Source organism: Brevibacillus ruminantium (assembly GCF_023746555.1).
Taxonomy (GTDB): domain Bacteria; phylum Bacillota; class Bacilli; order Brevibacillales; family Brevibacillaceae; genus Brevibacillus; species Brevibacillus ruminantium.
In genome coordinates this window covers 2,936,841-2,949,797 of the sequence record NZ_CP098755.1, presented here as the reverse complement: position 1 = coordinate 2,949,797, position 12,957 = coordinate 2,936,841, and the positions used below count along the sequence as shown (strand labels likewise).

Sequence of the window (12,957 nt, the reverse complement as noted above, 5' to 3'; positions counted from 1 at the left end):
TTTACTCAGCAAAGTATCGCTTTACACCGTAAAACGGGTACAGCTTGTGCATATTTGCGACCTTTTCATACCGAACGTCATCGCCATTGGCGTGGACGATCATCCCCTCACCCAGATAGATGGCAACGTGAGAGACACGCCCTTTGCGAAGGGCATCGTAAAAGATGAGATCGCCAGGCATCGCTTCTTCCAAAGAGACAGCTCGTCCACCCAGAAATTGTTCTTCTGAAGTGCGTGGCAGTTTGATGCCAAGCTCTTGGAAAACATAGGAAGTGAAGCCGCTGCAATCAAATCCGCTCGTAGTGGTACCGCCCAATATGTACGGTGTTTTTAAAAGAGGCTCGATAATACGTTGCAGCTTTTTGTTGGAAAAAGACACGTTCGAAGGCGAACCTGACGACTCTGTCGAGGCAGACGCATCTCCCAAGAAAGAGGTGGATACAAAGGCTTCCTCCTGCCCAAAGGAGATCCTGCTCCATTCTGCCCCCTGCTCCCGGATTTCTACCAACGTTCCCATTGGGAGCTTTCCGATGATTTCGGCATCCATCGAGGCAGCTTTCCGCACATTGACGACGTCACCGGTTATTCGCGCTCTTTGACCGGACTGAACAGCGGTCGGCTGATCGGAAGAGAGAATGTCCGCTGGAGGCTCGAGTGCAGCTGCAGGATGGTCAGCAGCTGCATATACAGGTGCCGTTACACCCGCTGGGAGTGACAACTGTTGTCCAACAGACAGGCGATCGGTAGACAATTGGTTTACACTCATTAATTCCTGCACAGTGGTTTGATGTGCACGGGCAATTTTCATCAGCGTATCTCCGGCTTCCACCACATAAACAGGGGAGGATGCATACGCAGTAAGTGGCATGAGTGTGAAAAAGGAGAGAATGGTAAGGATTCTTGTCGTTTGCTTCATGGAGGTCGTCTCCTTTCTACTAATTTCCGCATTTGACTACATTAAATTGTAGCGAAAAATGATTGGTAAATCTATGAAAATTTTTTAAAAAGATTTTAGATAAAGTCCTTGTATTCTTTTTTTATACATGCTATATTACAAGAGTCGCCGCGAGAGACAAGCGGGAGACGACAAAACATGGAGCTGTGGTGAAGTTGGAGTTCACGCCGGTCTGTCACACCGGAGGTCGCGGGTTCGAGTCCCGTCAGCTCCGCCATTTCTAAAGAAGTCATGGGCCTCTCACCCGTAAACGGGATCACCCTCGTAGAAGGTTCATGGAGAATTGCCCAATTCATCATTTGCCGGTGTAGCTCAATTGGTAGAGCACCTGACTTGTAATCAGGGGGTTGTGGGTTCAAGTCCTATCGCCGGCACCACTCACATCATATTTTGCGGTCGTGGCGGAATTGGCAGACGCGCTAGATTCAGGTTCTAGTGGTGGCAACACCGTGGAGGTTCAAGTCCTCTCGACCGCACCATACCTAAATAAACGAGCTCTTGAATTTGTCTATGTGGCAATTCAGGAGCTTTTTGCATACTCTTTGAGGCGTCCATGAGAAAAGCCTCAAGCGTCGAGACTCGATTCTTGAGGCTTCTGTATACCGGTTTTTCGTCAGGCATGCTGATTCGTAATATTTCTTCTTATACGATAATACGAAAAGCTACGCATGAGAAGTAAGCGGCAATCGAAATAGTTTTCCTCTATCTATTACGGATGGGCGAATAAACAACGTATCATCTGTCCCCGTAATCAAAGCTGACTGGATGTTCGGATTGTCGCTGTCAGGTACAAAGTAAAAATGAACGACCTCCGTCTTCTCAGAAATCATATGACTGACAACTGCCTCCACATTGATTTTCCGTTTACTCACGATATCAAAAACATGCAACTGATTCTCTTTTTGCTCAAAGAGAAGAATCACATCCTCAACTTGGTCGTAGTAGATGGCATCACGAAAAACGAGAATAAAGTAAAACATCAACAAATGCTCATGATCCTTTACACCAAATGCTCATGATCCTTTACACCAAATGCTGACGATACAGGGATTCTTTCAGTCGCAAACTCCTTCATGAGCGCAAAGTCTTCCTGATTGTCGACATCTAGCTTGCGCGAATGCCCAAATCAAGATCGCAAAGAATGAGGAGGTATCGTTATGAATATCACAGTCGTGGAATATGACCCAAATTGGCCAATCGAGTATCAAAAAGAAGAACAGGCAATCAAGGAAATGCTTCAAGATGAACTCGTGAACTGTTTTCACATTGGCAGTACTTCGGTTCCGGATTTGAAAGCAAAACCGATCATTGACATTCTGCTTGTCGCAAGTGACATCAGTAAATTAGATACATATGCTGCGCAATTTGAAAATCTTGGTTATGAAGTCATGGGCGAATTTGGGATTACAGGAAGGCGATATTACCGTAAAGGCGGAGATCATCGCACGCATCACATTCATGCATTCCAGTACGATCATATTCAAGAAATTGAAAGGCACCTCGCGTTCAGGGATTATCTTCGCCAAAATCCGAATGTTTGCAAGGAATACGGAGAATTAAAAAGCAAACTGGCTGAACAATTTCCAACGGACATAGACAGCTATGGTGACGGGAAAGATGACTTTGTCAAAAAAGTAGAAAAAGAAGCCCTCAAATGGCATTGGACGGTTCGCTGAATCGACCGTACTCTCATGCAGCAATGGGGAGAGGAGAGGGCCCCTGAGGTACAGAAAGAGAATGACTAACTTGTCCTAGGCTTGCAGAAAAATTCCGTTGCGAACTCCAAGAATTTTCTGGCTGCTACAGATAAATATCGTGATTCAAGCCAAATGAACCTATAATGACGTTTTGTACTGTGGTCATGAATCTTTAATAAAGTGAGTGGAGAGTCAGCGTTTCGTCCGCACTCACCAACAAGAGCGACACCAACCCCGGCCCGGACAAGACTCGCAATAGCAGAAGGCTCGTTTACCCTGCATATATAATTAGGATGAATTCCAGCCTCTCCAAAAAAGATATCGTTCAGCGGTTGATAAAATTGCCCCTCATTGTAACCAATGAAAGCTTCAGTTGCAGCTTCTGCCAAAGAGATGCTCTGTCGGTCTGAATATCGATGGTTAGGAGGGACAGCAAGGTATACTTCTTCCTCCAAGACATGGGTGGAGCACACTCCAGCATTTTGTGTAGGTAATGCTGTGAGACATATGTCCACTTCTCCACTCAGCAGAAGAGGCTCCAGTTCCATCATAGAAACTTGGGTTATTCGGAAAGCGGTTTTCGGGTATTGGGATAGAAAGTCGGCTAATGGCCTAGACAGGAGTTCGACGCTCGTGACCGCTAAGTGTACACTGCCTGAATACAACCCCGAAAGTTCTTCAATTTCTTTCCTTCCATCTTCCAATGCGTTTAGAGCAATTTCTACCTTTCGAAGGAACACTTTCCCAAACGTGTTTAATCTTATGTTTCTCCCCTGTCGGTCAAAGAGGGGGATACCAAGATCTTCCTCAAGACGAGCAATTATTTTGCTTAATGAAGGTTGAGTAATTTGCAGTTCTTCGGCTGCTTTGGTCATATGTTGAATTCTTGCGATAGTACGAAAGTAATACAAATGCGAAGTATCCATGATTCCCTCCATTTATATACGATTTGGCATGATACTCATGAAAATGATGTATTAGATATTATTGATAATATGTTATAGTATCAGATTTAACAATGAAGAGAGCAATTAAGGGAGGAATTACTGTGGTATATAAAGAAGAGGGATCATTGGAGCAAGATCGCGAGCTTATCAAACATGTAGTTAGTCAAATGGAGGCGGCGTTTAATCGGCACGATGCAGATGCGCTGGACAGTCATTTCACACAAAACGCCACTTGGGTGAATGTAATGGGTGAAAAGTTGTCAGGTTGGAATGAAATAAATAAAGTGCACAAACTCGTTTTAACAGGCCCTTTAAGTAATTCTTATAGCAAATATACTGTTGACAGCATCTCGTTCATTAATTCCAATGTAGCTGTTGTTCATGTCCGTCAGTATTCAACAACTTCTGATGGTATACGAATCGACGGAGGGCAAGAAAGCATTGCTATCTACGTAATGGTCAAGGAAACGAAAGTTTGGAGACTAGCAGCGGGACAAAACACCCTTCTAAAATCCGTCTAACTAGATATTGTGAGTTCTGCTAACTAGGAACGATAATTTAATGCTCATTGGCGCTTTGCAGCAGGCAGTCATTGAGCATTTCTTTGTTTGTTAGAGAGACGAATTATGGATTTAGTATGAGGCTGATAAGTTCAAATTGGGATTTAGTACTTATACTTTTAAAGAGTAAGCCCTGCAACGCAAGTTGTAACTTACGAAAAAATATTTACTTACATAAGTAGTGATGATGGGATACAATAAACCTAACTCGATGGAAATGAGGTTTTCAGAGATGATCATTGAAATTTTTCAGGACACGATCTGTCCTTGGTGCCGCATCGGCAAAAAGCATCTATTTGACGCGCTAAAACAGTGGAATGGTGAAGCTGTGGAGATACGCTACCGCGCCTTTCAGTTGAATCCGGATACGCCGAAAGAGGGGGTTCCGTTCCTGGAATATATGTCGTCCATGAAAGGAGGACCGGATGCAGCCAAGCAGATGGTCCAGCATGCGGCCAACGCAGGGGCGGCATCGGGAGTGCCCTTTCAGTTTGAGAAAGTAACCATGTGGCCAAATACGCTTGCTTCTCACCAACTGATCAAGCTGGCTCCTCCCGAAAAGCAGACAGAAGTCGTCGATGCCGTGTACCGCGCCTATTTTGAAGAGGGGAAAGACATCGGTCAAGCAGAGGTGCTTTTGTCGATTGCTTCTGCGCTTGGGATGGATCAAAATGAAACGAAACAACGCCTGGAAAAAGGCGAAGGTCTTGAGGAAATCGAGGCTGATCTTCAATACGCGCAAGAATTGGAAATTACCGGCGTTCCCTTTTTTGTGATCGACAGGAAGCTGGCTCTTTCCGGTGCCCATCCAGTTGAAAATTTTCTTAAGGCATTTCAGCAAGTGACCGAGGCTTCCTAACGTACCACTCGCTTTTGCTTCTTTAGGCGATGAGGCCGTCCAACCGGGAAAAACATCATGCAGGATATCTGAAGGACGTGAATGCAAAGCTCTTGCAGTTCATGTCTTTTTTGTACTTTCGGAAGGTTTAATTTCGCTAACACGATAAATGATGAAAGTATAAGTAAAACGAAGGCTTTCGCTATTTGACTAGGCGATAAGCGATAAGCCAAAGTTTTTCTAATTTCATAAGAAATCGGGATTGAAACATCTCTTCCCCTTTGGTAGAATTTACCTCATTAGAAGTTAGTTAGTTGAATAACTAAGAAGGGCGGTGGTGGAATGGCGAAACCAAATGTCATTCATAAAGGAGATTTGCTCAAATTCGCGAAGCAATGTCTGGTGGAGAAAGGTATGGATCAGTTTACGTTGCGAGGAGTTGCTGAGACGGCAGGCGTGACCCAAGGCACGGTGTATTACCACTTTCGAACCAAAGAACAGTTGTTGCTAAGCATTGTTCAGGACATTTGCGAAAGCTCTTGGGACGAAATATCCAAACAGAACGAACGACAGATTAGACAGGCTTTAGATTCTGCAAAAAGTCGCTGTTCCTACGATTCATTTTTTCATAGGCTGTTTTACACAATGGTAGCTTCAAGTTTTCACAATGATAAAATCAGAGGGCAACTGGGAGAAGTGATTTCCGCGGAAAATAAGCATTTGTCTGAGAAGCTATCGAAGTTATGGACAGAATCACCGGTAGAAGGGGTTTCCCTTACCACCTGGGGTATCCTCTTCAATGCTATTTTTGACGGATTGGCTCTTCAGGCATTATTGCAGAAGGATTTTCCCGTAGAAAAAACATACGAAGAGCTGGAACAGGTTTTGATTGCGCTTGGTCATTTGCGTGTACAGGAGGGCGGACAATGAAAAAATACTTGCTTCCATCGATCTGGGGTTTGTTCGTCTGGATTCTTGCAACCCTCTTTTTCATACTTTTTGGCAATAAAGTCCTCTATCCTCCAGGTACACATGAGTTCACGATCAGTCTTATTTTATTGGTTGCCTGCACGGGCGTTGTTTTGTGGCTTGTCACTACTGCTTATCTCATCTTCGATAAAACAGATCACGCTTCATTAAAGTTCGGTATCATTGGCACCATCATCGGTTTAACGTTGGATACCTTTTCTATATCGTATCACTCGTTCATTTTCCCTGCTTTAGATGAATCGCAGGTTATTTCCTTCACAGCCTGGATGGCAATCGCATACGCCCTATACTTGGTCATACCGATCATGATGGACCAGAACAGGCGAAAAAAAAACTACCGTCTAAATGTGACGAATAAATGTTAGCCTTCGTCATCATTTTCATGCTCCAAAACAAAAAAATAGGAACGGAGGACTACTGTATTGAGAAGTGAACAGGAAATGATGAATATGCTTGTAGATTTTGCCAGGAATGATGACAGGATCCGATTGGTAACGTTGGAAGGGTCTCGTACAAACAAAAATATTCTCCCTGATCGATTCCAGGATTATGATATTTCTTACTTTGTCACAGATCTTGATTCTTTTAAGGAAGATGATCAGTGGCTTACTGTTTTTGGAAATCGTGTTATGATGCAAAAACCCGAGGATATGGAACTTTTTCCGTCAGAATTAGGCAGTTGGTTTTCGTATTTAATCATTTTTGAGGATGGTAATAAATTAGACCTAACTCTTATTCCAATGAACGAGGTTGAGGATTATTTTACCCAAAGTGACGGATTAGTTGAGATCTTGCTCGATAAGGACACCCGAATCAAAAATGAAGTCATCGCAAACGATCGGCAGTATTGGATAAAAAGGCCAAATGAAAGAGAGTTTGATGATTGTTGCAATGAGTTCTGGATGGTTTCAACTTACGTCGTAAAAGGATTGGCGAGAAAAGAAATACTTTTTGCCATCGACCATTTAAACGAGATTGCAAGACCTAATTTATTAAGAATGATGGCTTGGCAAATCGGATCAGAACATGGATACACCTTCAGTGTGGGGAAGAACTATAAGTTTATCGATCGTTACCTTCCCAATGAAGATTGGGAAGATTTACTATCAACCTATTCTGAGAATGGGTATCAAGAAATGTGGAAGTCTTTATTTAGGTGTTATGAGTTATTTAGAAAATACTCAAAGGCTGTGGCGGAAAGTCTCGGATATCAGTATCCAGATTACGATGAAGCTATAACGAAGTATACGGAAAATATTTATCGCTCATTGTCTTGATCGATGTGAATGGACCGCCTTCATATTGGGGCCGTTTTGAACTCCTTGTCATCCGAACATACTGGTGGGTAAGGAGGGAATGAGTATGTACGTTGTCACGAGGAAAGAAGTGACGGGAGGCGGAACCATTGTCAATGTGTTGGGAGAACAGATTGAGAGCGATTCGTCTGGCGCTTTTCTCTTGCCTGGACGCCTGATTGCAGCCCTGAAGCCCAGTGATTTGCCGGTAAATCTGCGCTTTACCCTGCAGGATAGCCTCCCATGCGGCGTCCGCTTTTATCAGGAGGATTACGTTGTCTTTGAAAAAGAGGCAAGGGCACCCGTTTTCCAAATTGAAGTGACGTCCACGTATCAACCGGATGACTGGGATGGGCTGTTCCCGTTAGCCGATACGTTGTCTGCTCGCTTTCATCATCTTCAATCATTCAAAGAGGTAGAAGTGACTGCGGCACATTTGGATGAGACCGCTTCTGTTCTAACTTACCAGTTTCGCTGGGAGGAACAGGAGGACTGTGATTTGGAAAACATGCTTCTCTCTATCTGGGAGATCATCAGTAAACTGGAGGAGCAGGGAAACGCCCGTCTCTGGCACAAGGGGAAGTAAATCGTCACAGACAGATCCATCTATTCTCTTGCGGATGTTCAATGGTATAGTGAAAGAATCATGTAGACATTGGGAGGAGAGCAGAATGGAAGGAATCCGAAATATTTACTGCGTTGGCCGCAACTATAAGCTTCATGCGGAAGAGCTGGGAAATGCCGTACCAACCGCGCCGATGCTGTTTGGCAAACCGACGCACGCCCTGGCAGTAGCAGATGGACGTGAGATCGTACTGCCGGGTGATCGGGGGGAGCTGCATTATGAAACAGAGCTTGTCATTCATATCGCCCGCCCGTATTCCCCTGAGGCGAGCTTGGAGGAAATGGTCGATCACATTGCTGTAGGCATCGATTTTACGCTGCGCGATGTACAGAGTGAGCTGAAGAAAAAAGGCTATCCCTGGTTGCTCGCAAAAGGTTTTCCGAATTCGGCCGTTGTCACCTCATTCCGTCCATTCCCTGGTTTGCAGGCTTGCCAGGAAACGGACTTTTCCCTACAGAAAAACGGCGAGCAGGTCCAACGTGGCAATATTCGTGATGTGATTTTTGATTTGATGACGATCATTCGTTTTACCGGTGAACACTTTGGGCTCGGTCAGGGCGATCTGATTTTTACAGGAACACCTGATGGGGTGGGTGCGACGAAAAATGGGGATCATTTTGGCCTGTTTTTTGGGAAAGAAAAATGGGGAGAGTTTACAGCAAAATTATCTTGAGAACGCTTGGAGAAAGCCATCTTCTGACACAATCTAGCAGAAGATGGTTATTTACTTTCACTTGCCTCCAGCCTTCATTTTATCTGGGCACTATGAACTAAGGAGTAGAATTTCCAAGCAAAACCTTTGTTTTTTTGGTAGGGCCATATTACCAAAAAACGCATTGGAAAATTTTACGGTCTTATCCTCCTGTTTCCTCCTGCGGTAACCTGTGCATGTACCCAAGATTGGGATCACAACATGACAAGGAGGAAAAGAGAGTGACGAAAAGAGATTGGGTGATGAAATCGACTATCGCCGTCATGCTGAGTACGTCCCTGTTAATGGGTGGTCAAGTAGGACAAGCGGCCGCTTATTCGCAAGATTCAGGAAAATCCGAACGGATCGTGAGCCTGACCAAATCACTGGTTGGGAAAGATTACAAATTTGGTGCCGAGGGCCCTAGTCGTTTCGGTTCGGCTGGTTTAGCCACCTATGTCTACAATCAGGCAGGCGTAAAAATCAGTGACACGATTTCGAAGCTGTATCAAGGAGGAACCAAAGTTAGCCGCACAAATGTAAAAGCAGGCGACTTGGTGTTCTTCTCTTCGAATGGAAAAGGCTCCCCATCTTTTATGGGTGTTTATGTAGGCAATGACCAATTTATCTATTCTTCACAAGGTGAGAGCAAGGTGGTTGTGAAAAAGTACTCTGCCTATGAGAAGAAATTTCTCGGTGCAAGACGCTATCTGTCCGAAACGAGCAACTCAAATACAACGAAGCCCAACACCTCGACGGCTGCGACCAAACTTGCCAATCAGGTGATCAAAAACGGTGAAAAGTACTTGAAAACCCCGTACAAATTTGGATCCAGCAAAACAACAACCAAGACATTTGACTGCTCTTCATTTACGCAGCGTGTGTTTAAAGAAGCAGGGATCGAGCTGCCGCGTGATTCTCGTCAGCAATCCACTGTAGGGAAAACGGTTTCTCTGAAAAACCTGAAAAAGGGCGATTTGGTGTTCATGAAGGCATCTCCGACTGCCAAATCTGATCGCATTACGCATGTCGCGATCTATGCCGGAGATGGCAAAATTTTACACACTTACGGAAGTCCAGGGGTTACATACTCAACATTTTTTAATACCAACTGGGAACGTCGCGTAGTAAAAGTACAACGTGTGATTCCGGAATAAACCATTTACACTTTTCTGCTTACCAATAATGATAGCAGGCTCTCATGCAATGCGCGTGAGAGTCTGTTTCGTTCTTTCTGATAAATAGGACGAAGGTCAGGGACATTTGTTACACTCCTGACGTTGACAAATGGTGGTAAGACCTTCATCGTTGCAGGTGGAGGTGTTTCGCAGCGATGAATTTCCGCTATCCGCTGGTTATTGCAATCGTCTTGTTGGCGACTTATTTGGTAATGGGCCCAAAAATTCAGAAGCAAACATTGGACACGCCGCAAACAAAACCGCAGGTCCACTTTCAGGCACCAGTGTTTCAAGGAAAAACATTAGAAGGGGAAGACATCGCGCTTGGGGATTATCCGGGGAAGCCCATCTTTCTCAATTTCTGGGCGAGCTGGTGCCCTCCCTGTAAGGCCGAAATGCCGGATTTGATTTCGTTACATGAGCGCTATGAAAAGCAGGTCGCCTTTATTGGCATCAATACCACGTTTAATGACTCGGAGGAGGCTGCCCGAGACTTTGCGTCCTTGTATGAGATGCAGTATCCGATTGTGGTCGATCCGCAGGCGGAGATTAGCAAAGCGTATCAAATTATCGCCATGCCGACGAGCTTTATTCTGGATGACACAGGGAGGATCGTCTTTAAAAAAATCGGTCCGTTAACGATAGAAGAGTTTGAAAGAGCTGTGAAACCCCTGTTGAAGGAGGGGTCCTGATGCTGGAGCCAGGCAGTACGCTGTCTGTAGGTCCTTTGCAACTACCTGTCCAGCTGCTCACTTTCGCCGTCGCTGTCCTGCTCTTTTCCTTTTGGATCAAGCGTGTGGATTCAGAGAAGGAAAGCGTCTCTGCTTTTTTGCAGGCGGGAGGAAATGCCCTTGTAGTGGCCTTGCTCGTGTACAAGCTGTGGCCTGTGCTTGAGGCAGGAACGGATTTATTGGTCAATCCGACGCGACTTCTCTTTTACAATGGCGGCGCATACGGGTTGGAGGCTGCTGCTGTGGCAGGAACACTCATGTTCCTCGCACAGGGCATCAGAGGAAAATGGTTGGATCTAAAGACAATCGAATGGTTGCTTGCGCTGTGCGCATTTCTTGGCGCCGCTTATTCTGTTCTGGTCAAAGGATATGGTCCTGCTGTTGAGGCATGGGGGTGGGAGCAAGACGGGCGTCACTATCTCCCGCTAAATCTATGGGAGGCGCTGCTGATGCTTTCCGTTCTGATGATACTCTCGTTTCCCCGGATGCGCCAAAAGGCTTCCACAAGAGAACGGGTAGGTGTCCTGCTGCTTGGGCTTGGTCTGTGGGTGATTCTGCATTTCACGCTTTCAGTAGGAGAAACAGGCGTGACAGGCTGGATGTCCTACCGGGAGGAAGCGGGACTTGCTGCCGTCTATCTGGGAGCGTGGCTCGTGCTGAAAAAGAGGACTGTCTCTGCATAGTTATGGAAGCGAGTGAATATCCATCATTTCTGAAAAAGGGAAAATTGAAAAAACGGAGAATCTTCCTACTATACCTGAAGGAAATGGGGGATTGTGCATGCAGCTTCAATTGCCGGAGCATTATAATTTTGCCGCTCAGGTGGATCAATGGGCAGATCGTGACGCGAGTCGCCGGGCTGTCTGGGAAGTGAATGCAGATGGTTCAGAGCGGATACTTACCTACGACGAACTGAGAAAGTATTCCAATCGGGTCGCAAGTGGCCTTCAGTCTCTGGGCCTTGAACGTGGAGATAAGGTACTTGTGCTTGTTCCTAGGGGGATCGAGGCCTACGCCATTTATCTAGGGCTGATGAAGCTGGGCGCGGTCGTGATGCCGGGATCGGAGATGCTGCGTACCAAGGACATTGAATACCGTGTCAATCATGCCCAGGCAAAAGCAATCATCGGCTTTGATGGAATCAGAGCAGAAGTGGATCAGATCCGTGAGCTTTGCCCGTCTCTGGAACGCTATATCACAATCGGCTCCAGCTTTGAAGGCTGGATTGCCCTGTCTGAGCTTTTGACAGATCAGTCCGACACTTTTGCTTGTGTACAGACGAAGTCAGATGAGCTTGCCTTTCTTTCCTATACATCGGGCACCACAGGAGGGCCCAAAGGTGTCATGCATGTCCACGGGTGGCCATTCGCGCATCTGGCTGTTGCCGCAAAGCTGTGGCTGGATGTGCAGGAAGGCGATCTCGTATGGGCGACGGCGGGCCCAGGCTGGGCGAAGTGGGTGTGGAGTCCGTTCGTTTCTACCCTGGGGATGGGGGCGACGGCTTTCGTCTACAAAGGGCGCTTTGACCCGGAGTCCTACCTGACTCTTTTGCAACGCTACCCGATCACTGTTCTTTGCGCGACACCAACAGAGTACCGCTTGATGGCCAAAGCGCCGGATCTGGAGAACTATTCTTTGCAAGCCTTGCGCAGTGCCTGTTCGGCAGGCGAGCCTTTGAACAGAGAAGTGATTGACACCTTCCGCAGAGTATTTGCTCTCACTGTGCGTGACGGATACGGGCAAACGGAAAACACGCTATTGGTGGGCACCTTTGTGGGGATGGAGCCGAAACCGGGTTCCATGGGCAGACCTTCTCCAGTCGTTCGCGTGGCGATTATCGATGAAGAAGGGGTTGAGGTGCCGCAGGGAGAGGTTGGGGACATCGCGATTGATCGAGAGATGCTTGCCCTGTTTCGCGGGTACCTGAATGATCCGGAACGGACAGCCAAAGCGTACCGGGGGAATTGGTACGTGACCGGTGACCAAGGGCGTATGGACGAGGAAGGATACATCTGGTTTGAAGGACGATCCGATGACATCATCATTTCCGGGGGCTATACGATTGGCCCATTTGAGGTGGAGGATGCACTGGTGAAACATGCGGCAGTCGCAGAATGCGCTGCGGTCGCCAGCCCAGACCCCGAGCGCGGACATGTGGTAAAAGCCTACGTCGTACTGAAGCAGGGAATTCAGCCCTCTGCTGAGTTGGTGAGTGAGTTGCAAGAGCATGTCAAGACGCTGACGGCGCCGTATAAATATCCAAGGAAAGTGGAGTTCGTCTCAGAGCTTCCCAAGACGACTTCAGGGAAAATTCGCCGCATTGAGCTTCGTCAACAGGAAAAACATCAATCCCATTCCTAACAGATCGCCCGGCGCTTAGGCCGGGCTTGTTTTTTCAAACATTACGATTTTGTAAGCTGGCTGTAAGTGGATTCGATAGGAATACACCC

General features: G+C 46.3%; 15 protein-coding genes and 3 tRNA genes. 15 read left to right on the top strand and 3 right to left on the bottom strand.

Going from position 1 to position 12,957, the window contains the following annotated elements; all coding sequences use genetic code 11:
• Window position 1: 1 nt before the first annotated feature.
• The gene (locus NDK47_RS14550) at window positions 2-916 is read right to left on the bottom strand and encodes a C40 family peptidase (protein ID WP_251870481.1); all 915 of its coding nucleotides are present in this window, start codon (window positions 914-916) and stop codon (window positions 2-4) included.
• A gap of 179 nt (window positions 917-1,095) precedes the next feature.
• On the opposite strand from NDK47_RS14550, the gene NDK47_RS14545 reads away from it, so the two are divergent.
• The 3 genes from NDK47_RS14545 to NDK47_RS14535 all read left to right on the top strand — a co-directional run bounded on the left by NDK47_RS14545 (window position 1,096) and on the right by NDK47_RS14535 (window position 1,434).
• A tRNA-Asp gene (locus NDK47_RS14545) sits at window positions 1,096-1,172 on the top strand.
• A gap of 84 nt (window positions 1,173-1,256) precedes the next feature.
• Window positions 1,257-1,332, top strand: a tRNA-Thr gene (locus NDK47_RS14540).
• Window positions 1,333-1,347: 15 nt separating this feature from the next.
• Window positions 1,348-1,434, top strand: a tRNA-Leu gene (locus tag NDK47_RS14535).
• A gap of 183 nt (window positions 1,435-1,617) precedes the next feature.
• Here NDK47_RS14535 and NDK47_RS14530 read toward each other — a convergent pair.
• Window positions 1,618-1,935: a hypothetical protein gene (locus tag NDK47_RS14530; protein WP_251870480.1), complete on the bottom strand. Its 318-nt coding sequence runs from the start codon at window positions 1,933-1,935 to the stop codon at window positions 1,618-1,620.
• 177 nt (window positions 1,936-2,112) lie between these two features.
• Here NDK47_RS14530 and NDK47_RS14525 point away from each other — a divergent pair, with 177 nt between their 5' ends.
• Window positions 2,113-2,631, top strand: coding sequence for a GrpB family protein (locus NDK47_RS14525; protein ID WP_251870479.1), 519 nt, complete (start codon window positions 2,113-2,115; stop codon window positions 2,629-2,631).
• 65 nt (window positions 2,632-2,696) lie between these two features.
• Here the strand turns inward: NDK47_RS14525 and NDK47_RS14520 are convergent, their stop codons facing one another.
• Window positions 2,697-3,578 (bottom strand): LysR family transcriptional regulator, encoded by an 882-nt coding sequence (locus NDK47_RS14520; protein ID WP_251870478.1) that lies wholly within the window; start codon window positions 3,576-3,578, stop codon window positions 2,697-2,699.
• A gap of 122 nt (window positions 3,579-3,700) precedes the next feature.
• Between NDK47_RS14520 and NDK47_RS14515 the strand changes: the two genes are divergently transcribed.
• The 11 genes from NDK47_RS14515 to NDK47_RS14465 all read left to right on the top strand — a co-directional run bounded on the left by NDK47_RS14515 (window position 3,701) and on the right by NDK47_RS14465 (window position 12,868).
• The gene (locus NDK47_RS14515) at window positions 3,701-4,120 is read left to right on the top strand and encodes an SgcJ/EcaC family oxidoreductase (RefSeq protein ID WP_251870477.1); all 420 of its coding nucleotides are present in this window, start codon (window positions 3,701-3,703) and stop codon (window positions 4,118-4,120) included.
• Window positions 4,121-4,391: 271 nt separating this feature from the next.
• Window positions 4,392-5,018, top strand: a complete 627-nt coding sequence (locus NDK47_RS14510; RefSeq protein WP_251870476.1) for a DsbA family oxidoreductase — start codon at window positions 4,392-4,394, stop codon at window positions 5,016-5,018.
• A 393-nt stretch (window positions 5,019-5,411) separates the two neighbouring features.
• The gene (locus NDK47_RS14505) at window positions 5,412-5,927 is read left to right on the top strand and encodes a TetR/AcrR family transcriptional regulator (RefSeq protein WP_322112059.1); all 516 of its coding nucleotides are present in this window, start codon (window positions 5,412-5,414) and stop codon (window positions 5,925-5,927) included.
• A complete protein-coding gene (locus NDK47_RS14500; RefSeq protein WP_251870474.1) occupies window positions 5,924-6,352 on the top strand; it encodes a DUF5367 family protein in 429 nt (142 codons plus the stop codon). Before NDK47_RS14505 ends, NDK47_RS14500 begins: the two co-directional genes overlap by 4 nt.
• A gap of 57 nt (window positions 6,353-6,409) precedes the next feature.
• The gene (ant(6), locus tag NDK47_RS14495) at window positions 6,410-7,264 is read left to right on the top strand and encodes an aminoglycoside 6-adenylyltransferase (RefSeq protein ID WP_251870473.1); all 855 of its coding nucleotides are present in this window, start codon (window positions 6,410-6,412) and stop codon (window positions 7,262-7,264) included.
• A gap of 85 nt (window positions 7,265-7,349) precedes the next feature.
• Window positions 7,350-7,868 carry a hypothetical protein gene (locus NDK47_RS14490; RefSeq protein WP_251870472.1) on the top strand — a complete coding sequence of 173 codons (519 nt, stop codon included), beginning with the start codon at window positions 7,350-7,352 and terminating at the stop codon, window positions 7,866-7,868.
• A gap of 85 nt (window positions 7,869-7,953) precedes the next feature.
• Window positions 7,954-8,580, top strand: coding sequence for a fumarylacetoacetate hydrolase family protein (locus tag NDK47_RS14485; RefSeq protein WP_251870471.1), 627 nt, complete (start codon window positions 7,954-7,956; stop codon window positions 8,578-8,580).
• Window positions 8,581-8,840: 260 nt separating this feature from the next.
• Window positions 8,841-9,755, top strand: coding sequence for a C40 family peptidase (locus tag NDK47_RS14480; protein WP_251870470.1), 915 nt, complete (start codon window positions 8,841-8,843; stop codon window positions 9,753-9,755).
• A 176-nt stretch (window positions 9,756-9,931) separates the two neighbouring features.
• Window positions 9,932-10,468, top strand: a complete 537-nt coding sequence (locus NDK47_RS14475; RefSeq protein ID WP_251870469.1) for a TlpA family protein disulfide reductase — start codon at window positions 9,932-9,934, stop codon at window positions 10,466-10,468.
• Window positions 10,468-11,190: a hypothetical protein gene (locus tag NDK47_RS14470; RefSeq protein WP_251870468.1), complete on the top strand. Its 723-nt coding sequence runs from the start codon at window positions 10,468-10,470 to the stop codon at window positions 11,188-11,190. The genes NDK47_RS14475 and NDK47_RS14470 overlap by 1 nt, the downstream gene beginning before the upstream one ends.
• Before the next feature lie 97 nt (window positions 11,191-11,287).
• On the top strand, window positions 11,288-12,868 hold the full coding sequence (locus NDK47_RS14465; RefSeq protein ID WP_251870467.1) for an acetate--CoA ligase: 1,581 nt from the start codon (window positions 11,288-11,290) through the stop codon (window positions 12,866-12,868).
• Window positions 12,869-12,957: the final 89 nt, after the last annotated feature.

Excerpts from the sequence above, each read along its gene's own strand:
- NDK47_RS14485 (WP_251870471.1), top strand. The coding sequence starts at position 7,954 with ATGGAAGGAATCCGAAATATTTACTGCGTTGGCCGCAACTATAAGCTT.
- NDK47_RS14490 (WP_251870472.1), top strand. The coding sequence starts at position 7,350 with ATGTACGTTGTCACGAGGAAAGAAGTGACGGGAGGCGGAACCATTGTC.
- NDK47_RS14520 (WP_251870478.1), bottom strand. The coding sequence starts at position 3,578 with ATGGATACTTCGCATTTGTATTACTTTCGTACTATCGCAAGAATTCAA.
- NDK47_RS14500 (WP_251870474.1), top strand. The coding sequence starts at position 5,924 with ATGAAAAAATACTTGCTTCCATCGATCTGGGGTTTGTTCGTCTGGATT.
- NDK47_RS14470 (WP_251870468.1), top strand. The coding sequence starts at position 10,468 with ATGCTGGAGCCAGGCAGTACGCTGTCTGTAGGTCCTTTGCAACTACCT.
- NDK47_RS14530 (WP_251870480.1), bottom strand. The coding sequence starts at position 1,935 with ATGTTTTACTTTATTCTCGTTTTTCGTGATGCCATCTACTACGACCAA.
- NDK47_RS14510 (WP_251870476.1), top strand. The coding sequence starts at position 4,392 with ATGATCATTGAAATTTTTCAGGACACGATCTGTCCTTGGTGCCGCATC.
- NDK47_RS14505 (WP_322112059.1), top strand. The coding sequence starts at position 5,412 with ATGGATCAGTTTACGTTGCGAGGAGTTGCTGAGACGGCAGGCGTGACC.
- NDK47_RS14475 (WP_251870469.1), top strand. The coding sequence starts at position 9,932 with ATGAATTTCCGCTATCCGCTGGTTATTGCAATCGTCTTGTTGGCGACT.
- NDK47_RS14465 (WP_251870467.1), top strand. The coding sequence starts at position 11,288 with ATGCAGCTTCAATTGCCGGAGCATTATAATTTTGCCGCTCAGGTGGAT.
- NDK47_RS14525 (WP_251870479.1), top strand. The coding sequence starts at position 2,113 with ATGAATATCACAGTCGTGGAATATGACCCAAATTGGCCAATCGAGTAT.
- NDK47_RS14550 (WP_251870481.1), bottom strand. The coding sequence starts at position 916 with ATGAAGCAAACGACAAGAATCCTTACCATTCTCTCCTTTTTCACACTC.